15 protein-coding genes are annotated in these 20953 nt (G+C 35.2%); 13 read left to right on the top strand and 2 right to left on the bottom strand.

The features are described 5' to 3' along the window. Positions 1 to 650: 650 nt before the first annotated feature. The 13 genes from SB689_RS14230 (at position 651) to SB689_RS14170 (ending at position 18510) form a co-directional block, all read left to right on the top strand. Entirely contained in the window at positions 651 to 3671 is a 3021-nt protein-coding gene (locus tag SB689_RS14230; RefSeq protein WP_410692785.1) for a SusC/RagA family TonB-linked outer membrane protein, read from the top strand. 13 nt (positions 3672 to 3684) lie between these two features. Next, on the top strand, positions 3685 to 5499 hold the full coding sequence (locus tag SB689_RS14225; protein WP_410692784.1) for a RagB/SusD family nutrient uptake outer membrane protein: 1815 nt from the start codon (positions 3685 to 3687) through the stop codon (positions 5497 to 5499). A 95-nt stretch (positions 5500 to 5594) separates the two neighbouring features. Continuing rightward, entirely contained in the window at positions 5595 to 6617 is a 1023-nt protein-coding gene (locus SB689_RS14220) for a pectinesterase family protein (protein WP_410692783.1), read from the top strand. 42 nt (positions 6618 to 6659) lie between these two features. Next, positions 6660 to 8075, top strand: coding sequence for a polysaccharide lyase family 1 protein (locus SB689_RS14215; RefSeq protein WP_410692782.1), 1416 nt, complete (start codon positions 6660 to 6662; stop codon positions 8073 to 8075). A 62-nt stretch (positions 8076 to 8137) separates the two neighbouring features. Then, positions 8138 to 9394 carry a glycoside hydrolase family 105 protein gene (locus SB689_RS14210; protein WP_410692781.1) on the top strand — a complete coding sequence of 419 codons (1257 nt, stop codon included), beginning with the start codon at positions 8138 to 8140 and terminating at the stop codon, positions 9392 to 9394. Between the two features lie 219 nt (positions 9395 to 9613). Beyond that, positions 9614 to 11257 (top strand): glycoside hydrolase 43 family protein, encoded by a 1644-nt coding sequence (locus SB689_RS14205; RefSeq protein WP_410692780.1) that lies wholly within the window; start codon positions 9614 to 9616, stop codon positions 11255 to 11257. A gap of 132 nt (positions 11258 to 11389) precedes the next feature. After that, entirely contained in the window at positions 11390 to 12235 is an 846-nt protein-coding gene (locus SB689_RS14200; protein ID WP_410692779.1) for a rhamnogalacturonan acetylesterase, read from the top strand. 1 nt (position 12236) lies between these two features. Then, the gene (locus tag SB689_RS14195) at positions 12237 to 13904 is read left to right on the top strand and encodes a glycoside hydrolase family 28 protein (RefSeq protein ID WP_410692778.1); all 1668 of its coding nucleotides are present in this window, start codon (positions 12237 to 12239) and stop codon (positions 13902 to 13904) included. A 71-nt stretch (positions 13905 to 13975) separates the two neighbouring features. Continuing rightward, positions 13976 to 14890, top strand: coding sequence for an alpha/beta hydrolase (locus tag SB689_RS14190; RefSeq protein WP_410692777.1), 915 nt, complete (start codon positions 13976 to 13978; stop codon positions 14888 to 14890). A gap of 188 nt (positions 14891 to 15078) precedes the next feature. Continuing rightward, entirely contained in the window at positions 15079 to 16050 is a 972-nt protein-coding gene (locus SB689_RS14185) for a pectinesterase family protein (protein ID WP_410692776.1), read from the top strand. Positions 16051 to 16289: 239 nt separating this feature from the next. After that, entirely contained in the window at positions 16290 to 17027 is a 738-nt protein-coding gene (locus SB689_RS14180) for a rhamnogalacturonan acetylesterase (RefSeq protein WP_410692775.1), read from the top strand. A gap of 154 nt (positions 17028 to 17181) precedes the next feature. After that, the gene (locus SB689_RS14175) at positions 17182 to 17523 is read left to right on the top strand and encodes a cupin domain-containing protein (protein ID WP_410692774.1); all 342 of its coding nucleotides are present in this window, start codon (positions 17182 to 17184) and stop codon (positions 17521 to 17523) included. An 84-nt stretch (positions 17524 to 17607) separates the two neighbouring features. Continuing rightward, the gene (locus SB689_RS14170; protein WP_410692773.1) at positions 17608 to 18510 is read left to right on the top strand and encodes an alpha/beta hydrolase; all 903 of its coding nucleotides are present in this window, start codon (positions 17608 to 17610) and stop codon (positions 18508 to 18510) included. Between the two features lie 444 nt (positions 18511 to 18954). On the opposite strand, the gene pelA is transcribed toward SB689_RS14170, so the two are convergent. Together pelA and SB689_RS14160 are read right to left on the bottom strand one after the other, a co-directional pair. Then, positions 18955 to 19977, bottom strand: a complete 1023-nt coding sequence (gene pelA / locus SB689_RS14165) for a pectate lyase (RefSeq protein ID WP_410692772.1) — start codon at positions 19975 to 19977, stop codon at positions 18955 to 18957. Between the two features lie 278 nt (positions 19978 to 20255). Further along, entirely contained in the window at positions 20256 to 20906 is a 651-nt protein-coding gene (locus tag SB689_RS14160; RefSeq protein ID WP_410692771.1) for an HD domain-containing protein, read from the bottom strand. Positions 20907 to 20953: the final 47 nt, after the last annotated feature.

The following is a 20953-nucleotide window of genomic DNA, read 5'->3' as shown; positions in this document are numbered from 1 at the left end:
ACCAAAAGTTAATCCTAACCGTTAATTTTAAATAAAATCATGCCAAAATAAAGCAGCAAAACCAGAGTTACAAAATCGTTAATAATAACTTCATTTCTCTATACATATGATGTGTATTAAGTTTAATCTTTAGTATTAAAGAAAAACGGTTAAAAATATTAACCTAAAAAGATGACAAAAATCAGGAAAACAGCTGAAATTTTGAGTTTGAGTATCAATTTTGGGAATTTTTAAGACAAAAAAACAGGCATTTTTTAAGTAAATTTTAAGTTTTTGATTATTAAACAGCAAAAAAATCCATCTATTTTAAAAATATTTCAATATTATTTAATTTTATAATAAATATTTAATTATCAACTAATTAAAATAGACTAACTAACAAATGTTCTGTTAAATTTAACAACTTAAACAATCAAATTAATGAAAAAATAATATTTTTTTCTTTGCGTAATGGAAAATAATATTAGTTTAGGAGCCAAGATATTTTATAACGAAAAATTACGCAATCGATTGCACTTGAATAAAGCGTACAATTTTTAAAAATATTAATCACTAAAAAGAATAGAATACTTACTAAATCCACAAAACAAAAGCAACAAAGCTTGAAAAAAAACTTTCAACCAAAGAATTAAAACTATAAGGATACAATAATGGATAAAAGAGTACAATCAGTAAAGTGGTTATATTTAACTGTCTTTCTTCTTCCTGTCCTTGCAATGGCTCAAGAAAAAGAAACGAAAGCAGAAAAAGAAACTAAAATCGACGAAGTGGTTTTGGTAGGATATTCCAGAGTTTCTAAAAAAGACGTTACCAACGCCGTTGGTTCTGTAAAAGCCGAAGCTGTAAAGGATATGCCTGTGAACAGCGCTGCAGAAGCCATCCAGGGTAGAATTGCCGGTGTACAGATTACTGCAAGTGAGGGCTCGCCCGGTGCAGAAGTTGAAATTAAAGTAAGAGGTGGTACTTCTATCACGCAGAGTAACGCACCCTTATATATCGTAGACGGAATTCAGATGGATAATGCACTATCTATCATTTCGCCGAAAGAAATTGAATCAATTGAGGTATTAAAAGACGCTGCTTCCACTTCTATCTACGGATCCAGAGGTGCAAACGGGGTTGTGATAATTACAACAAAAGGAGGACGCAAAAAAGCAGTTACAACAATTAACTACAGCGGTTACACAGGGGTTAGAAAAATCACGAATACAATTCCGGTTTTAGATCCTTATGAATTTGTAATGTATCAGTATGAACTTTACAACAAAAACGGTGTAGCTGAAGATATTACAGCCTTTAATACAAGATATGGAACTTATGATCAACTTGCGACCAAATATCAGAATATTAAAGAAAGAGATTGGCAAAATGAGCTTTTCGGACAAGAAGCTTTCAACTTTACGCATAATTTAAGCTTAACAGGAGGGTCTGATAAATCTGCATTTTCATTAACATTAAATCATGTGGAAGAAGACGGAATCATGCTAAATTCTGGTTTCAGAAGAAGTATGGCCAACTTTAAATATGATTATGATATTTCTAAAAAATTAAAAGTTGGATTCAATGCAAGATACAGCCGACAGTTAATTTCCGGAGCAGGAACGTCTGCTACAGGTTCTCAGAGTACCAACAGACTGAGAAATGCGGTAAGATATCAACCATTCGAAGGAGGAAGTAATGTTCCTATCGATGATTTTGATCCGAACTACGCAACAAATACCAATTTGGTTAATCCTTTGTTGTTGAATGACAATGAAATAAAGGACGCAAGAACCAATGACTTATTATTAAATGCTTATTTAAACTACAATATTACGAAAGACTTAACTTTCAGAAGTGTTGTAGGTTATGTACAGAAAGATAATTTTGTGAATCAGTTCTGGGGAACTATTACAAGTGATGCCAGAGCGAATAACAATCAGCCGATTGTACAATTAACGAGAAACCAAACCAGAAGGATTACCAATACGAATACTTTAAACTATACAAAGAAGTTCGGAAATCATAAACTTGATTTATTATTGGGTCAGGAAACGGTACAGACCGATGGTGAAGTATCAAGTACTTACACAAAATGGCTTCCGGTTTCTATTCTTCCTAACGAGGCATTTGCTAATATTCAGGCTGCAAGTCCGCCATCAGGAATGATTCAGGATGCACCAAGAACGAGTGCATTACCTCCGGACAGATTAGCTTCTTTCTTTGGTAGAGTCAATTATATCTATGATAACAAATATATCATAACAGCTTCCGTAAGATCAGATGCTTCCAATATTTTTGACTACGAAAACAGATGGGGAACATTCCCTGCAGTTTCAGTAGCTTGGAAAATGAAGGAAGAAAAATTCCTTAAAAACAAGGAATGGCTGGATGAACTTAAACTTCGTTTTGGATATGGTTTAGCTGGAAACAACAGAATTACACCTTATTTATACAATACCTTTTTTACCACATCTACAGACTTTGGATATACATTCGGAAGCGGTGTAACGCCTGGAGCGAGTACCGGAACTATTTTAGCAAATCCTAATATTAAATGGGAAGCTACAGTTTCTAAAAACTTAGGGATTGATTTCGGATTTTTCAACGGAAGATTATACGGTAGTGTAGACGGATATATTACAGATACAAAAGACCTTTTGGTTTTAGCTAAAATTCCACAGACTTCGGGTTATGATTCTCAATTCCAAAATTCAGGGAAAACTCAGAATAAAGGAGTTGAAGTTTCATTAGGAGGTATTATCGTAAATAAAGAAAACTTCACTTGGAAAACTGATTTTAATATCTCTGCCAACAGAAATGTTATTAAAAGTTTAGGAGCCAGTAACGGACCAAACAGTACTCAATATCTTGTACCTTCAGGTTGGGTAAACAATTTATTCGATTTTGTTGCTAAAGTTGGGAATCCTGTAGGAACTTACTACGGTTACGTTACAGAAGGCAGATACGAGATCAGTGATTTTGATTATAATACTGCAACACAAGCCTATACCTTAAAGGCAGGAGTTGCAAGCAGCAGTGCCGTGGCAAACGGTTCAAAACCAATCCAGCCGGGAGATCTTAAATTAAGAGATCTTAATGGTGACGGACAGATCACAGCAGCTGACCAGACAGAACTAGGAAGCGCTCAGCCGAAATTTTTCGGAGGTTTCAGTCAGACTTTCAGATACAGAAACTGGGATATGAGCTTATTCTTTAATTTCTCTGTTGGAAATAAAGTGTACAATGCTAATAAAGTGGAGTTTACCACTCAATATTTATACAGAGACAACAACATGTCAGCAGAGGTTGCAGACAGATGGAGATGGTTTGACAATAACGGTGTTAAAGTTAACGATCCTACTGCCCTAGCCGCTCTGAATGCCAATACAACAATGTGGACACCACCACAGGGAAGTTACATTCTACATTCTTATGCCATTGAAGATGGATCTTTCTTAAGATTAAACAATGTAACAATAGGATACAGCCTACCAAAAAACTCATTAGAAAGCCTTGGTATCAAGAATTTCAGATTGTATGCTACGGTTAATAATCTATTTACCATCACAGGTTATAAAGGTTACGATCCTGAAGCGAGTACAAGAAAAAATCCTTTAACTCCAGGTGTAGACTATGCTGCCTATCCTAGAAGCAGATTTATTTTAACAGGTGTTGATATAACCTTTTAATTAAAACTTAAACATGAAAAAGACAATAATTATTTTAAGTTGCATCCTTTCCTTAACTACACTGACTTCATGTAATGATTATCTGGAAGCAGAAAATTATTCAAGTGTAGCAGAAGCGCAACAGTTCGACAGTACATCAGATACATTTTCCGCTTTGGTAGGGGTTTACAGCCAATTGGCAGGTGACGACGGATATGGACAAAGATTAGCATTAATCTATCCTCACTCAAGTGACGATTTCAGGACTTCAGGAGATTACAACTGTAATGACAGAAGAGGAATTGCTACATTCGGATCTTGTCCTACCAATACAGAACTTAATAAACCATTCTTAAAATTATATTCAGGAATAGAAAGAGCGAATCTTTGTATTAAAAACATTCCGCTTTCTCCGGTTTACAAAACAGGTTCTGATGCCGATAAAAAATTAATGGATCGCTATCTTGGTGAAGCATTAACCTTAAGAGCTCAATTTTATTATGAATTGATCAGAAACTGGGGAGACGTACCATTTCAGGATAAGCCGTCAGCAGATATGGCAGATCTTTATCTTCCAAAAACAGATAGAGATATCATCTACGAAAGAATGATTGCGGATCTTGCACAGGCTTCAGCATTAGTTCCATGGAGATCAGAAGGAAGCACAACCAACGCAAGAATTTCAAAAGGTTTTGTAAAAGGTCTTAGAGCAAGAATTGCATTGGCAAGAGCAGGATATTCTTTAAGAAGAAGTCCGCAGGTAATGGCGCAGGGATCTAATCCTCAAACTTATTATCAGATTGCTTTAGACGAGTGTAAAGATATTATGAATCACGCTGGAGAACATAGCTTAAATCCTAGTTATGAATCTGTTTTCAAAGCCTTACACACCAATTCTCAAGATACTACAAACGAAATTATTTTCTGCGTGGGAGCTTTTGGAGGTAACGCAAGAACAGACAGTAAAATTGGATATTATAATGGTCTAAAACATGATGACAACTCCAACTGGAAAGGCGGTGGTGGGATCAACGCACTTCCAACTTACTTCTATGAGTTTACTAAATATGACTTAAGAAGAGACATGAATGTGGGAATTTTCAAAGTAAACAACACCAATCAGGCAGAATTAGTGACTGCAATTTCTTTCACAGATTCAAAATACAGAAAATCTTGGACGAATATCACAGGACCTTCTCAAAACCTTGCGGTAGACTGGCCTTTGCTACGTTTTTCAGATGTATTATTGATGTTTGCTGAGGCTGATAATGAAATTCACGGAGCGCCTTCTGCAGATGCAATCAATGCTGTAAAAGCAGTAAGGAACAGAGCATACACAGGAAACTTAGCTCAGGTAGGAACAATCCCGACTGATAAAACAGGATTTTTCAATTATGTTGTACAGGAAAGATTATTAGAATTGGGTTCTGAAGGAATAAGAAAATATGATTTGATCCGTTGGAATTTATTAGCTTCTAAAATAACAGAAACAAGACAAAAACTGACAGCTTTCGCAAACGGAACTGGTCAATATGCAAACGTACCTTTAAACCTTTACTTTAAAAAATCGGTTTACGATCCTACAAAATCTGCACAGCAAAATATCAACGACATCGATATTTATTACACTGGCGGAGACAAATCTCAGGTATTTTACATGGCTTCACAAGATGCAACGCCTACAGGTTATACAAAAATTGCATGGAGAGCAGCAGTTTTACCAACTTACATCAGTGATCCGGTAAAAGGTTTCGCTCAGTATTTCCAGCCAAATAAGAGAGAATTATTGCCAATTTATAGCGATATCATCCAATCTAACTACAATCTTACCCAAGATTACGGTTACTAGGAGATAAAAAATACATTCATATCAAGTTAGATACAGACTTACTCCATAACAAGAGCTAAGTCTGTATTTTTTAAAAAAATCCAAAATCAAATTCAATGAAAGCTTCCACTTTTCATAAAAATTTTATTCTGTTTTCTGTTTTTTCTGTATTAATTTTAAGCCTTCTTTCTTTCAAAGCTAATGATAAAACAATCGTGGTTTCGAAAGACGGAAAAGGCAACTTCACCACAATACAACAAGCCGTTGACGCGGTTGAAAACGGAACCTCAGCAAGAACAAAAATTTTAATTAAAGCAGGAGTTTACAAAGAAAAAATTACCGTTCCCGAAACAAAAGGAGCAATTTTGATGGAAGGAGAAAATCCCGAAAATACCATCATTACCTTTAATGATTTTGCTTCAAAAAAGAATTCGGAAGGAAAAGACATTGGAACAACGGGTTCTTCAACGATTTTTATTTATTCAAATGATTTTACGGCAAAAAATATTTCGTTTGAAAACAGTTCAGGAAGAGTCGGCCAAGCCGTTGCTGTTTTGACTTCAGGTGACAGGATCATTTTTGAAAACTGTAAATTCTTAGGAAACCAAGACACTTTATATTTAAAAGGAGCTCAGGATTTAGCTGATAAAACAAAACCATCAAGAAATTATTTTAAAAACTGCTACATCGAGGGTACAACCGATTATATTTTCGGAGCCGGAACAGCCGTTTTTGAAAACTGTACAATTTACTCCAAAGAAACAGCAAGTTATGTAACAGCCGCTTCTACTCCACAGGAAAACGAGTTTGGATTTGTTTTTATTAAATCTAAAATCATCGGAAATGCTCAAGAAAATTCAGTCTATTTAGGAAGACCGTGGCGACCTTTTGCCAAAACAGTTTACGTCGATTGCGAAATCAATTCAACCATAAAACCTGAAGGATGGCATAATTGGAGCAAACCTGATGCAGAAAAAACAACTTTCTATGCAGAATCAAATTCAAAAGGAACAGGATCTAATATTTCAAAAAGAGTTTCATGGTCACACCAATTAAGCAAAGAAGAAAGAAAAAAATACACACCAGAAAATATTCTCAAAGGAAACGACAACTGGAACATCACAAAAAGCTTGAAATAAATTTTTAATCTAAACCTCAAAAACACCAAAGAATTTTCAATTATGAAAAAACACTTCACAAAACTATTCACATTAGGAATTTTATGCGGTATTTCCTCATTGCTAAATGCTCAGGAAGTGTTGAGTTTCCCCGGTGCTGAAGGTTTCGGAAGATACACAACAGGTGGTCGTGGCGGAAAAGTTTATTTTGTAACGAAATTGGCAGATGACGGTTCAGAAGGTACTTTGAGATATGCTTTAGACCAAAAAGGCCCGAGATATATTGCTTTTAAAACAAGCGGAACAATTTACCTTGAATCTCCATTAAAAATAAAAGAAGGCGATGTTACCATTGCCGGACAAACTGCTCCCGGAGACGGAATTACCATTGCCAATTACGAAACTTTCGTTGGCGCAGACAATGTGGTTATACGTTACATGCGATTCCGAATGGGTGATCAGAAAAACTTTGAAGGTGATGCTTTGGGCGCAAGATTCATCAAAAATTTGATCGTTGATCATTGCTCGATGAGCTGGTCAACAGACGAGACGGTTTCCATTTATGTCAACGAAAATACAACACTTCAATGGTGCGTGATTGCAGAAAGTCTGAGAAATTCTGTCCATCAAAAAGGTGCTCACGGATATGGTGGAATTGCAGGTGGAAAATTTGCCTCTTTTCATCATAATATTTACGCTCATCACGACAGCAGAAATCCGAGATTGGGAGAATATGCAGGAAGTAAATTTGCATTGACCGACCTTACCGATTTTAGAAATAATGTCATTTACAATTGGGGACACAACAATGTTTATGGCGGTGAAGGAATGAACGTCAATATCGTCAATAATTACTATAAACCTGGCCCTGCAACAATGACAAAACAACGAATTGTTGCTATCGATAAAAACGAAAAACCGGAGACAGAAGTTTACAACATCTGGGGGAAATATTACATCAACGGAAATGTCGTTGAAGGCAATTCTGAAGTCACAAAAGACAATTGGACGGAAGGTGTTTTCAGTCAGATGAAACCTTCTTATAACTTGACGGATAAAGATAAAAATACCATAAAAATTAACCAACCACACGATATTCAGAATAATGTAAAAACACAGTCTGCAAAAGAAGCTTACGAGAAAATTTTACAGATCGGTGGAGCAAGTTTAGTGAGAGATGCAGTGGATCTGCATGTTTTGAAAGATGTAAAAAACGGAAGTTTCACTTACAAAGGTTCAAAAGGAAGTACCTACGGAATCATCGATTCTCAAAAAGATGTCGGCGGATTCCCAGACTTAAAACAAGGGAAAACTCTACTCGATTCAGACAACGACGGAATGCCCGACGAATGGGAAATTAAAAATAAATTAAACCCAAAAGTGGCCAACGCAAACGGAAGGGAATTAGATAAAAACTACGATAATATTGAAGTCTATTTTAATGATATTGTTAAAAAAATAACCGAAAGACAATTCTAATAACCATGAAAACTCTTTGTTAAATTCGGTAAAAAAAATAATCAACTTTAAAGTTTAAAATCATGAATTTCATTAATAATAAAATAAAAGCATACGCAGTCGCAATTTTAGGTTCAGGAATGTTCCTGGCATGCGCTCAAACTAAATCTGTAGCATCAAAACCTGCAACAGAAAATTCAAAATCAGGAAAAGTAGTTCCAACTAATCTGAAATGGTCTGAAAGAATGCTACTTTCCGAAATGAACCGTTTCCCGGAATCATGGATGCTCGATTTCAGCAAAAGCCCAAAATGGACCTATCCATCAGCAATTGTTTTAGATGGAGCTGAACAGGTTTATGCAAAAACAGGCAAAAAAGAATATTACAATTATATTAGTGACTTTGGTGAAAAACTAGTCAAAGAAGACGGCAGCATCCTTACCTACGAATTAGATAAATATAATATCGACCTTCTAAACAGCGGAAATGTACTTCTTTATCTTTACGAAAAAGAGAAAAAAGAAAAGTACCTAAAAGCGTTGAAAATGCTTCGTTCTCAGATTGATGGACAACCAAGAACATCAGAAGGCGGTTTCTGGCACAAAAAGATTTATCCAAGCCAAATGTGGCTGGATGGTCTATACATGGGACAACCATTTTATGCTCACTACACCAAAGATTTTGTAAAAGGTGCAGAAGCAACAAAAGCTTTTGATGATGTTGTTTTGCAGTTTGATTTAATTCAAAAACATTTGGTAGACAAAAAAACAGGATTGCTGTATCACGCTTGGGACGAAAGTAAAGAACAGGCTTGGGCAAACAAAGAAACAGGAGTTTCTCCGAATTTCTGGGGAAGAGCAATGGGTTGGTACGGAATGGCAATGGTAGACGTTTTGGATTATTTACCGAAAGACCATCCGGGAAGAGCAAAATTAATTTCTTATTTAAAATCTTATACCGATGCCGTGATAAAAGTTCAGGATAAAGACAACGGACTTTGGTATCAAGTATTGGATAAAGCAGGAGAAAAAGGAAATTACACGGAAGCTACGGCTTCATCAATGTTTGTCTACACAATCATTAAATCAGTCAACAATGGTTATCTTCCAAAATCGTATAAAGCTGCTGCCAAAAAAGGCTACGACGGAATAATCAAAAACCTTATTTCTGTAGACGAAAATGGTGTAGTTAATTTAAATAAATGCTGTGCAGTCGCAGGTTTAGGCGGAAAACCTTACAGAGACGGTTCTTACGAATATTATGTGAATGAAGAAATTCGTTCCAACGATGCAAAAGGAACAGGACCATTTATCCTGGCAAGTATAGAATTTGAAAAATAATTGATTAGCGTTTTGATTGTCATTCAGAACGAAGCGAAAGCGTAGTGAAGAATCTATAAAAATACATAATAGATTTATCCTTCGTCTAAATGACAAGATGAAAAAGCATTCAACCTTTGCTGAGTAAAACGCCTTTGCGAACGAAAAATATACAGTAAGCCATTAAAAAAATCTTTGCGCGCTTTGCGTTAAAATTAAAACAGATCTAAAATCTGATTTATGAAGACAAAAAACATTTTAAATATACTTTCAATCACAGTTTTTTCTATTGCATCAAATTATTTGAACGCACAGGAAAAAAACTACGTCTCCGAAGTCTGGACAGCAGATCAGGGAAAAAATTTCAGAAATCCTGTTTTGTATGCAGATTATTCCGATCCAGACGCAATCCGTGTTGGTGACGATTATTATATGACGGCTTCAAGTTTCAATGAAGCGCCGGGGTTACCCATTCTTCATTCAAAAGATATGGTGAACTGGAAATTAGTGAATTACGCACTTCCTGATGTTCTTCCGAGCGAGCATTTTTCGACTCCAAAAAGAGGTGACGGAGTTTGGGCGCCGAGCATCAGATTTCATAAAGGTGAATTCTACATTTATTGGGGAGATCCAGATTTCGGAATTTATATGATTAAAACCAAAGATCCGTTGGGAGCTTGGGAAAAGCCTGTTTTGGTGATGGAAGGAAAAGGCTTGATCGATTCATGTCCGTTCTGGGATGAAGATGGAAATGCCTATTTAGTTCATGGTTGGGCGGGAAGTCGTGCCGGAGTGAAAAGTATTTTAAGTCTTAATAAAATGAATCCTGAAGGAACAAAAGTTTTAGATAAAGGCGTTCACGTTTTTGATGGTCACGATGCACATCCAACCGTTGAAGGTCCCAAGATGTATAAAAGAAACGGTTATTATTATATTTTTGCCCCTGCTGGCGGTGTCGCAACAGGTTGGCAATTGGTTTTAAGATCAAAAAATATTTACGGTCCTTATGAAGAGAAAGTTGTGCTGGAACAAGGTTCAACAAAAATCAACGGACCTCATCAGGGAGCTTGGGTAGATACGCCTTCGGGAGAAGATTGGTTTTACCATTTCCAAGATGTGGACGCAGGCGGAAGAATTGTTCACTTACAGCCAATGAAGTGGGAAAAAGACTGGCCTGTCATCGGAATCGACAATAATAAAAATGGAATCGGAGAACCGGTACTAACCTATAAAAAACCAAACGTAGGACAATCCTATCCTATCGTTACCCCAAATGAAACAGATGAATTTGATGGTGAAAAATTAGGAATTCAATGGCAATGGAGCGCGAACGAAAATATCGTCTGGTCATCCAAACTTCCAGGACAGAAATTTTTAAGATTATTCTCAATGAAAGTTCCTGAAGGTGAAAAAAACCTTTGGAATGTCCCGAATTTATTAACTCAAAAATTCCCGGCGCCGAATTTTGCAGCTTCAACAAAAGTGAAATTAACTCCCGAAGATGCCAAAGAAGGAAAAACCGCAGGACTTTTGATCATGGGATTAGATCATGAATCAATCGCAATTACGAACAAACCTGACGGATTTTATTTACAATTAAGAAGAGCCGAAAAAGCAGATAAAGGCGGTGAAGAAAAGGTTTTATTTGAAACCAAATTAAAAGGAAATGAAGCCTATTTAAAGGTAAATGTAAACGAACCGAATGGCTTATGTCAGTTCAGCTACAGCGAAAACGGAAAAAATTTCACAAAAGTAGGTGACGTTTTCCAAGCAAAACCCGGAAAATGGATCGGAGCCAAAGTTGGTTTATACAGCATAAGTTCAGCAAAAGCACCTCGTGGAGGATATGCGGATTTTGATTGGTTTAGGATAACTAAAAATTAATTATTTCCCACAGATTACACGGATTTTCACAGATGATTGGGCTTAGCTTTTAAAACTTATAAATAAAAAATATTACATAAACATCTGTGAAAATCTGTAAAATTCGTGGGAGAAAAATTTTGAAATAAATCAATGATAAAAAAAATATACAAGATCGTTTCATTTTTATTCGTTGTTTTGCTTTTATCAGCATGCCAATCACAAGCTCATCGTCAAAAGTCAACGGCAAAACACAATAAAAAAGTTACGCACATCTACCTCATCGGAGACTCTACAATGGCGGATTATACGGGAAATTACGAACCTGGAAAAGACTATATGAAAGTCCGTTATCCAATTACAGGTTGGGGACAGGTTTTTCAGCCGTTTTTTGTGAAAGACAGTTTAGTTTCTCTAAAACCAGCCATTACAACAGATTCTGTCGCAGTTATCGACAGAGCTCACGGCGGAAGAAGTACAAGAACATTTTTTCAGGAAGGAAGATGGAGATATGTTTATGAACATTTGCAACCAAACGATTATGTGATCATGCAATTTGGCCACAACGACGGCTCAGAAAAACATACAGAACGATATGTAAATATTGAAGGTTATAAAGAATTTTTAAGGCTATTTGTAACTCAAACAAGACAAAAAGGTGGAAATCCTATCATTTTAACACCTGTTGCCCGAAACTTTCCTTGGAAAGACGGAAAATTAGAAAATGTACACGGAGAATACGCCCAAGCTCCGATTGATATCGCTAAAGAAATGAATGTTCCCTACATTGATTTAAACAAATTATCAATGGATTATTTTACAAAAAAAGGACAGGATTTTACTACAAATCATTATTTCATGAATCTTCCTGAGAATGTGTATGAAGCCTATCCGAAAGGGCAAAAAGACAACACACATTTTCAGCCGGAAGGAGCAAAAACAGTGGCGTCAATTGTTTATCAAGAATTTAAAAAAGTAATTAAAACTCAAAAAAAATAAAATGAAGAAGTCTCTCAAAGTTATTGGTTTAGTAGCAGCAATGATGTTTTCAGGGCAAATTTATGCTCAGAATCTGGATATTTATAAAAATATTGAGTTTAAAATGCCTCAGGTTACAGAAACTTCTTTTGCAGCCAATACTGTTTCCATCACACAATATGGTGGCGTTGCAGGCGGAAATGTAAAAAATACAGAAGCTTTCAAAAAAGCAATCGAGGATTTAAGTAAAAAAGGAGGCGGAAAATTGGTCGTTCCCCGCGGAATGTGGTTAACAGGTCCTATCGAACTAAAAAGCAACATCAATCTTCATGTAGAAGAAGGTGCTTTCATCATTTTCAGTAAAGATAAAGCAGATTATCCTTTGGTTGATGTAAGTTTTGAGGGATTAAATACAATCCGTTGTCAATCTCCAATTTCAGCAAGAAACGCAACCAATATTGCGATTACAGGAAAAGGGGTAATCGACGGAAGTGGTGATGCATGGAGAGCCATTAAAAAAAGCAAAGTCGCAGAATCTGAGTGGAAAGAAATCGTAAAATCCGGTGGAATTTTATCTGCTGACGGTAAAAATTGGTATCCTTCAGAAAGCTATAAAAAAGGATTTGAAAGCAGTTCAAGCTTCAATGTTCCTGACAAAATTTCTAAAGAAGAACTTACAACGGTTAAAGATTTTCTTCGTCCTGTGATGGTAAGTCTAGTTGGCTGTGACAAAGTTTTGTTGGATGGGCCGACTTTTCAAAATTCCCCAGCCTGGAACCTTCATCCATTGATGTGTACAAATGTCATTTTAAGAAATCTTACGGTTAGAAATCCTTGGTTTTCTCAAAACGGTGACGGTGTAGATTTGGAATCTTGTAAAAACGTTTTGATATACGACAATACTTTCGATGTAGGCGATGATGCGATTTGTATTAAATCAGGGAAAAATGAAGACGGAAGAAAAAGAAATATGCCCACTGAAAATGTGATCATTAAAAATAATGTCGTGTACCACGGTCACGGAGGTTTTGTGGTAGGCAGCGAAATGTCTGGTGGAGCAAGAAATATTCACGTTTCCGACTGTACTTTCATCGGAACAGATATTGGTCTTCGTTTCAAAACAACTCGTGGAAGAGGTGGAATCGTTGAAAATATTTACATTAAAAATATTGATATGATTAATATTCCTACACAGACAATTGGCTTCAATATGTTCTATGAAGGCGCTTCTCCAGTTTTGGAAGACGGACAAAAACAAGAAGGCAACAAAGCACCTGAAAAAGTGTATCCGGTAACAGAAGAAACACCGATTTTCAGAAATATTTTCTTTAAAAATATCAATGCAGTTAATTCTTATGAAGCGATTACTTTGTTTGGTTTAGCAGAAATGAACCTTAAAAATATCGTGATTGAAGATTCTCAGTTCGACACAAAAAAAGCTTTAACCATCGTTGACGCAGACGGAATTCAACTGAAAAATGTTAAACTGAAATATTCTGAAGGAACCGGAGCAACGATTTACAACAGTAAAAACATCAACCTTTCAACGGTGAAATTTGAGTCTACAAATAAACCATTAGTTAAGGTTTTAGGAAATAAAACAGGAGCAGTCTTGTTGCCTAAAGAAATCATATCTGATAAAAATTCGCTTTCTATCGGATCTGATGTAGCTAAAAATGCAGTTAAATAAAATGTATCAATAGTATTTAAACCATTAAGTTCAATAATTCTTAATAGTTCAAAATTTTAAAATTTGACAACATGAATTTTAGCAAAAGACTTACTTATATTTCTATTTTTTGGTTAGGAGGCACATTAGCATTCGGTCAAGTTCCACGACCGAATGCTACTCCTTATACCAATGAAACGACGTATGAAAAATTCAAGAAAAAATATTCTTTCATCTCGCCTATCGATCGACCAGTTCCACAAAATATTGGAGTTGATAAAAATGTAGAATATACCAACATTAACGGACTTTCGTTAAAAGCTGACGTTTACTATCCTCTTCATAAATCAAAAAAATATCCGGGAATCGCAATGGTTCATGGTGGTGGCTGGGTTTCTGGAAGTAAAGAAAACGAGAAATTTATGGCTATGGAATTAGCTTCAAAAGGATATGTGGTCATTGCAATCGGATATCGGTTGGCTGATGTCGCAAAATATCCTGCCGGAGTTGAAGATATTGAAACAGGCATTAAATGGTTGAAGAAAAATCACTCCACCTATTCTTTAAATAAAAAGAAAATGGTCGTTTTGGGTGAATCTGCGGGAGCACAAATTGCCACTTTAGTTGGAGTCAAGAAAAAGAATAAATTACAGGCTATCGTAAATGTAGACGGCGTTGTTTCATTTGTTCATGAAGAATCCGGAAAAGAAGGAACTTATGATGCCTATTGGCTTGGCTATCCACAAAAAGACAATCCGAAAATCTGGAAAGAAGCCTCACCATTGGAATATGTGGATAAAAATACACCTCCTACCCTTTTCATTAATAGTTCTCAACCACGTTTTCATGCAGGTCGAGATGATATGATGAAAAAATTGAAAAGTTATAATATTCCGACAGAGTTTCATGAAATTAAAGATACGCCGCATTCTTTTTGGTCGGCAGAACCGTGGTTTACAGAAACTTTAAATTTAACGGTGGATTTTTTAGATAAAGTTTTGAAATAATAATTTTAAACGCAAAGTTTTATTAATAAATATGTTAAACTTTAAGGAGCAAAGAAGAATCAATAAATTGATTTTATTAAGCAAAACTTTTAACAATAAAGCTTCATCAGCGACAAAGTCGCACTCTTTGCTTCTTAAAATAAATAATAAGAAAAAATAAATCTTTGCGTTAAAAAATAATTCAGCCTATGAAAAAATTATTCTTAATTCTATTTATTTCCATTACTAATTTTCTGTTTGCAGGAAATGAACCGTACATCAAAATTACCGTTGCAAAAGACGGAAGCGGAGATTTTACATCCATTCAGAAAGCGATCAATTCGATAAGAGATTTAGGTCCGGCAGAAGCTTTAGTTTATATTAAATCCGGAACTTATAATGAAAAAGTTGTTATTCCATCTTCAAAACATAAAATTACATTAGAAGGCGAAAATAAAGACAACACGATCATTACTAACAATGATTTTTCAGGAAAACAGGATTCATTTAATGAAAAAATGACGACTTTTAATTCCTACACTTTATTGGTAATGGGTGATGATGTTAAAATCAGTAATCTGAACATTCAAAACAGTTCTTGTAACGAGGGACAGGCGGTTTCGCTTCATGTGGAAGGTGACCGTTTTGTTATTAAAAATTCAAAAATTCTGGGTTGTCAGGATACCATTTATTCCGCAACCAATCACAGCAGACAGTATTTTGAAAACTGTTATATCGAAGGAACAACCGATTTTATTTTCGGACAAGCAACGGTTGTTTTTAAAAATTGTACAATTAAAAGCTTAGCCGATTCTTATATCACAGCCGCAGCAACGGAATCCGATAGGCAGTATGGTTTTGTATTTTTTGGCTGTCAGTTAATTGCAAAAGAAGGCATCACAAAAGTATACTTGGGAAGACCGTGGCGACCTTACGCGAAAACGGTTTTCATCAACACAGAAATGGGAAAACATATCCTTCCTGAAGGTTGGAATCCATGGAAAGGCGACAAAATGTTTCCCGATAAAGAAAAAACAGCTTTCTATGCTGAGTTCGGAAGTAAAGGCGATGGCGGAAATACCGCAAACCGAGTAAACTGGTCGCATCAATTGACAAAAAAAGATTTGAAAAATTATACATTAGAAAAAATTTTTAATGATTGGAATCCTCAACATGAGTAATAAGTAATTGGTAATGAGTAATTATAACCATAGTTAAATCGACATAGGAAAATGGAGCGTTAAGAAAATTCTACTGTTTGAGTGCGACATAAATATTAAATCGAAGCACAAATATTAAATTCGCGCGAGTTTTAGAATTTTTAGAGAACAGAAATAATTTTTAGCGGAAGTTTCCAAGTCTTGAACTTTTGATTCTTTTGTTTCAAGACAAAAGAATATTAATTAAAAATTTATTTAAAATGAAAAAAATACTTTTAATATTTAGCATAGCAATTTCAAATTTAATTCTAGCTCAACAAAAAACAACTCTATTCCTTATTGGCGACTCAACGATGGCTAATAAGGAAAATCCAGAAAAAAATCCAGAACATGGTTGGGGACAGGTTTTACCTCAATTTTTCACAGCAGGAATTGAAATTCAGAATCATGCGATGAACGGCAGAAGTTCAAAAAGTTTCAGAACGGAAGGAAGATGGGATAAAGTCGAAAAACAACTGAAAAAAGGAGATTTTGTGATCATCCAATTTGGACATAATGATCAGAAGTTGAAAGATTCCACAAAGTTTACAAATCCTTACACTCAATACAGAGCGAATTTAGAAAGATATGTGAATGAAACAAGAGCAAAAGGCGCAACGCCAATTTTGATGACTTCTATTGTAAGAAGAGATTTCAATGAGAACGGAGTTTTAATTGATACGCATAAAGAATATCCTTTGGTTGTAAGAATGGTTGCCAATGATCTGAAAGTTCCTTTTGTAGATTTGCAGCTATTAACAGAGCAACTGGAAATTTCTTACGGTCCTGAAAATTCAAAAAAGCTACATTTACATTATAAAGAAGGTGAAAATCCCTACTATCCAAAAGGAAAAGATGATGACACGCATTTATCAACACTCGGAGCAGAATCTATTGCAAAACTGGCGGTGAAGAATTTGAAGAGCTTGAAAATAGGATTAGAGAAATATATTAAATAGTTTTTTAACCTCAATAATCAAACAGCAAGTGTGTCATTCAGAACGAAGCGAAAACGCAGTGAAGAATCTATTAAACAGATAGATTTCTCCTTCGTCGAAATGGCAGAGTTAATGTGAATAATTTACTTTAAAAATTAAAAAACATATAAAAAAAATGAAGTTCAAAAAAGAGCCCTTCTTTGACGGAAATTCCGAATGGGAAGATTTAGGAGGTGGAGTATCAAGACAATTCGTTGGATACAATTCTCAGGTAATGATGGTGATTGTAAAATTTGAAAAAGATGCGATTGGCGCTTTGCATCAGCATTTTCATTCTCAGATCACCTATGTTGCATCAGGGAAATTTGAAGTGACTGTAAATGATGAAATAAAAGTTCTACAAAAAGGTGACGGATTTTTCGCTCAGCCAAATATTTTTCATGGCGTAAAATGTCTGGAAGCAGGTCAGCTTATTGATTCGTTTACTCCGTTTAGAGAGGATTTTCTTAAAGATTAATTTGAAAAAAACAAACCTTCAAGGTTTTTGAAACCTTGAAGGTTTAGTAAACATACTTTTACTATAATCACAAATTAAAAGACCATGAAAAAATTTGTTTTCATATCATTAATTTTATTCTTCACTCAATTTTCTGCGCAGGAAAAAATCATGGTTTGGCCAAAAGGTCAGATGCCGAATTCCAAAGCATTACCCTTAAAAACAGAAGAAAAAGATGGAAGAATTATACAGATAAAAGAAACCGAAATGTTTGCTTTCCTACCTCCAAAAGAAGAAAGAAAACAGATGGCTGTAATTGTCATTCCAGGCGGTGGATATTACAAATTGACTTACGATTTAGGTGGTTATCAGATTGCAAAATGGTTCAATACTCAAGGAATTTCGGCTTTTGTTTTAAACTACAGATTGCCGACTTCTCCTGACTTAAAACAGAAAGAAATCGCTCCGTTACAGGATGTTCAGGCAGCCATAAAATATCTTAGAAAAAATGCTGAGCAATATGGTATTTCACCAGAACAGATTGGTGTAATCGGAACTTCGGCCGGCGGGCATTTGGCTGCATCGGTGAGTAATATTCCTACAGATTATACAGAATTAAAAGGAGATTGGGTATCCATTCCTACCATTCCAAATTTTGCAATTTTAGTTTCTCCGGTTATCGATTTGGGCGAATTTGCTCATGTCGGAAGCCGAAACAGTTTGCTTGGAGAAAATGCTTCTCCTGAAAAGATCAAAGAATATTCAATGCAAAATAGAGTGACGGAAAAAACTCCGCCTACGATATTATTTCATGCACAAAACGACAAAACAGTTCCTGTGATGAACAGTATTTTATACTATCAGGAAATGACAAAAAATAAAGTAAAAGGCGCACTATTTATTTTCCCGGAAGGTGAACATAAAATCGGTATCACCAATAAATCTGAACTGACGGATAACTGGAAAAAATTATGCTCAGACTGGCTTAAGACTATCGGCAATAAGTAATTGGTAATGAGCAATTAATCATTACGTTTTTACGACTCTAACAAAAAATAAATCTCTCTCAGATTTCACGAATCCTGCAGATGTCTTGCGGTTATATTTCTGATTTTAAATACTTTATAAATAAAAATTAGACAAAAAATGACTGAGCGTAGTACTCAGTCATTTTCTATTTATAATAATATTTTACTTTTATTTAGGAGCTTTTTCCCGCTTTTCATTACAATCTTTTTTTTCAAAAAAGGATTTTCATTGCAATCGGGGCTAGGGTTGCAGTCGCCTTTTTCAATATAAGTCGCATTAACCATCAAGTTTGTTTTAAAAGAGATTGCTTCGTCGCTTCGCTCCTCGCAATGACACCAAAAATACAACAAATCCACTACCCTAAACACTCTCAAACACTCCCACTCTCAAACCCTAAAACTCTCCAAACCTAAAACCCTAAAACTAAAGCATCACACCGTTCTTCTGCGCCCATTTCGGAAACTCTTTATTAATCAATTTATCCGGAGCATCACCGAACCAACTGTAGCCATTTCTTCTTTCTTCAGAAACATCATTGTAATTATACTTTACACTTCCGTCACGGTCTCCGAATAACGGTTTGTTATTATTAATATCATAAAATCTTGCCCAAATGATGGAGTTTTTATCTTCAGCTAAAGTCCTGACTGCTTTTCCGTTTTGTTTGGTAACGTTGTAGCTGTAACCTTCAATTTTATTCTGTTTAAACCAATTTACTGCAGATTTTATTGATTTTTGAATCTCAGGAGTTGCAGTTTGCATCATTAAAAATCTAACAATATTTACCGATTCCCCCGTTGCCAAAGAAATAGGCTCAAAAGCTCGGGCTTTATCGGGCTGCATTGTAATTTCATTATATTGATCTCCCCAAATCGATGGATCTCCTTTCTGTACAACCTGAGTTTTCAAGATACAGTCAATTCCTTTTTGAACAGCTAGTTTTGATTTTTCCTTTAATTTAGAATCAACAACATCGAAATCATTTTTTCCTTCTGCAACGTTGTATAAAACCGTCAAGGCATTGATCATCGCGTTGTCATTGTACGTAATCTGCTTTCTGTACAGTCCTGAATTCGGATAATACTGAGGAAATCCTCCATTTTTATATTGCATCGAAAGAAGATAATTAATCCCTTTTTCTGCAGATTTTAAATATTCCGGATTATTCGTGGTTTTATAAGACTTAATTAAGGCATTGATCTCTCGTGAAGTAGCATTGTTATCAATCGTTGCATGGTCATCTCCTGTCTCTTTTATTTTTGCTAAAAGTTTTTTATCGATGGGTAAATTATAATCCACCACAGATTTGTCATCAAGCTGTTTTCCCCAACCTCCGTTTGGAAGCTGATACACCAACATTTTTTCAGCCAACGTATCTTTTATTTGGGCTGAAAATGTAGCAGTAATGAAAGATGCTGCTATTACCGAAATTTTAAATTTCATCATTGTATTTTATTATTTAATCTTAATTAGTAGTGGATTGGTAATAATCTGAAACTGTTTACTCTGAAGGGATTTTTGTAGAACAATCTACGTTAATGCAACCGATTGCATTAATTAATCCGAAAAGAGAAATTTTATTAATAAACATATTGAGTTGTTTCGCCAAAATTAAAAAATATTTTCAGTTCTACACAAAAAATCCTCATCAATGATAAGGATTTAACAATACTTTTAGAAAAAAATATTATTATGTAAAATTTATAGATCTTTTCGAACCTCAGCTACTCACTCCAAGGCGAGTGAAGAATGCAATCACAGAAGTTTTTTCTTTCAAAATTAGGAATCATGAAAGCGCAGACATCAGCTTTTATATTCCCGAAAGTAGTTTCCGTTTTGTTTTTAAAACCATCAAAAAAAGTTGGAATTATTTTATTTTTAAAATCATTTCTAGGAAAAGCTCCGATGATTTCGTTTCTGTTTTTTTCGCTTAAATGTTCGTAACCTTCGCCCATCACATCCAATCCAACCCCGGAATACATCAAGGCTACTTCATTTTCTTTATGTTCGGCAATCCCGATGGTTGTATGAAGCGCGATCGTATCCCAAACCAATTGCAATTTTTCTTTCGGAATTCCGTGGCTTTTCAGAAAATCTCTTGCTGCGTTGGCTCCATCCACTTCAAATCTTAAATCAGAACTGCTGTAATGCGGAACCAAGCCTAAATCATGAAAAACAGAACTCACATACAGCAACTCTTCATCGTATTCAAGGTTTTTTCTTTTACCATTTAATGAAGAAAAAAGAAAAACTCTCAAAGAATGATTGTAAATAAATTCCGTTCCGTGTTCGAGTAACAATTCTGTGGCTTCGGTTGCGATTTTACTATCGGGAATGGTGATTCCTGCAATATTTTGTAATCTTTGAACTGACATACTTTTTAATTTTTATTATAACAAAAGTAGGCTCATTTAAGACTGAA

The organism is Chryseobacterium sp. SIMBA_038, assembly GCF_046535115.1.
Classification (GTDB): Bacteria; Bacteroidota; Bacteroidia; order Flavobacteriales; family Weeksellaceae; genus Chryseobacterium.
Note: the sequence above shows the minus strand (reverse complement) of the source record. Positions and strands in the feature narration are given on the sequence as shown.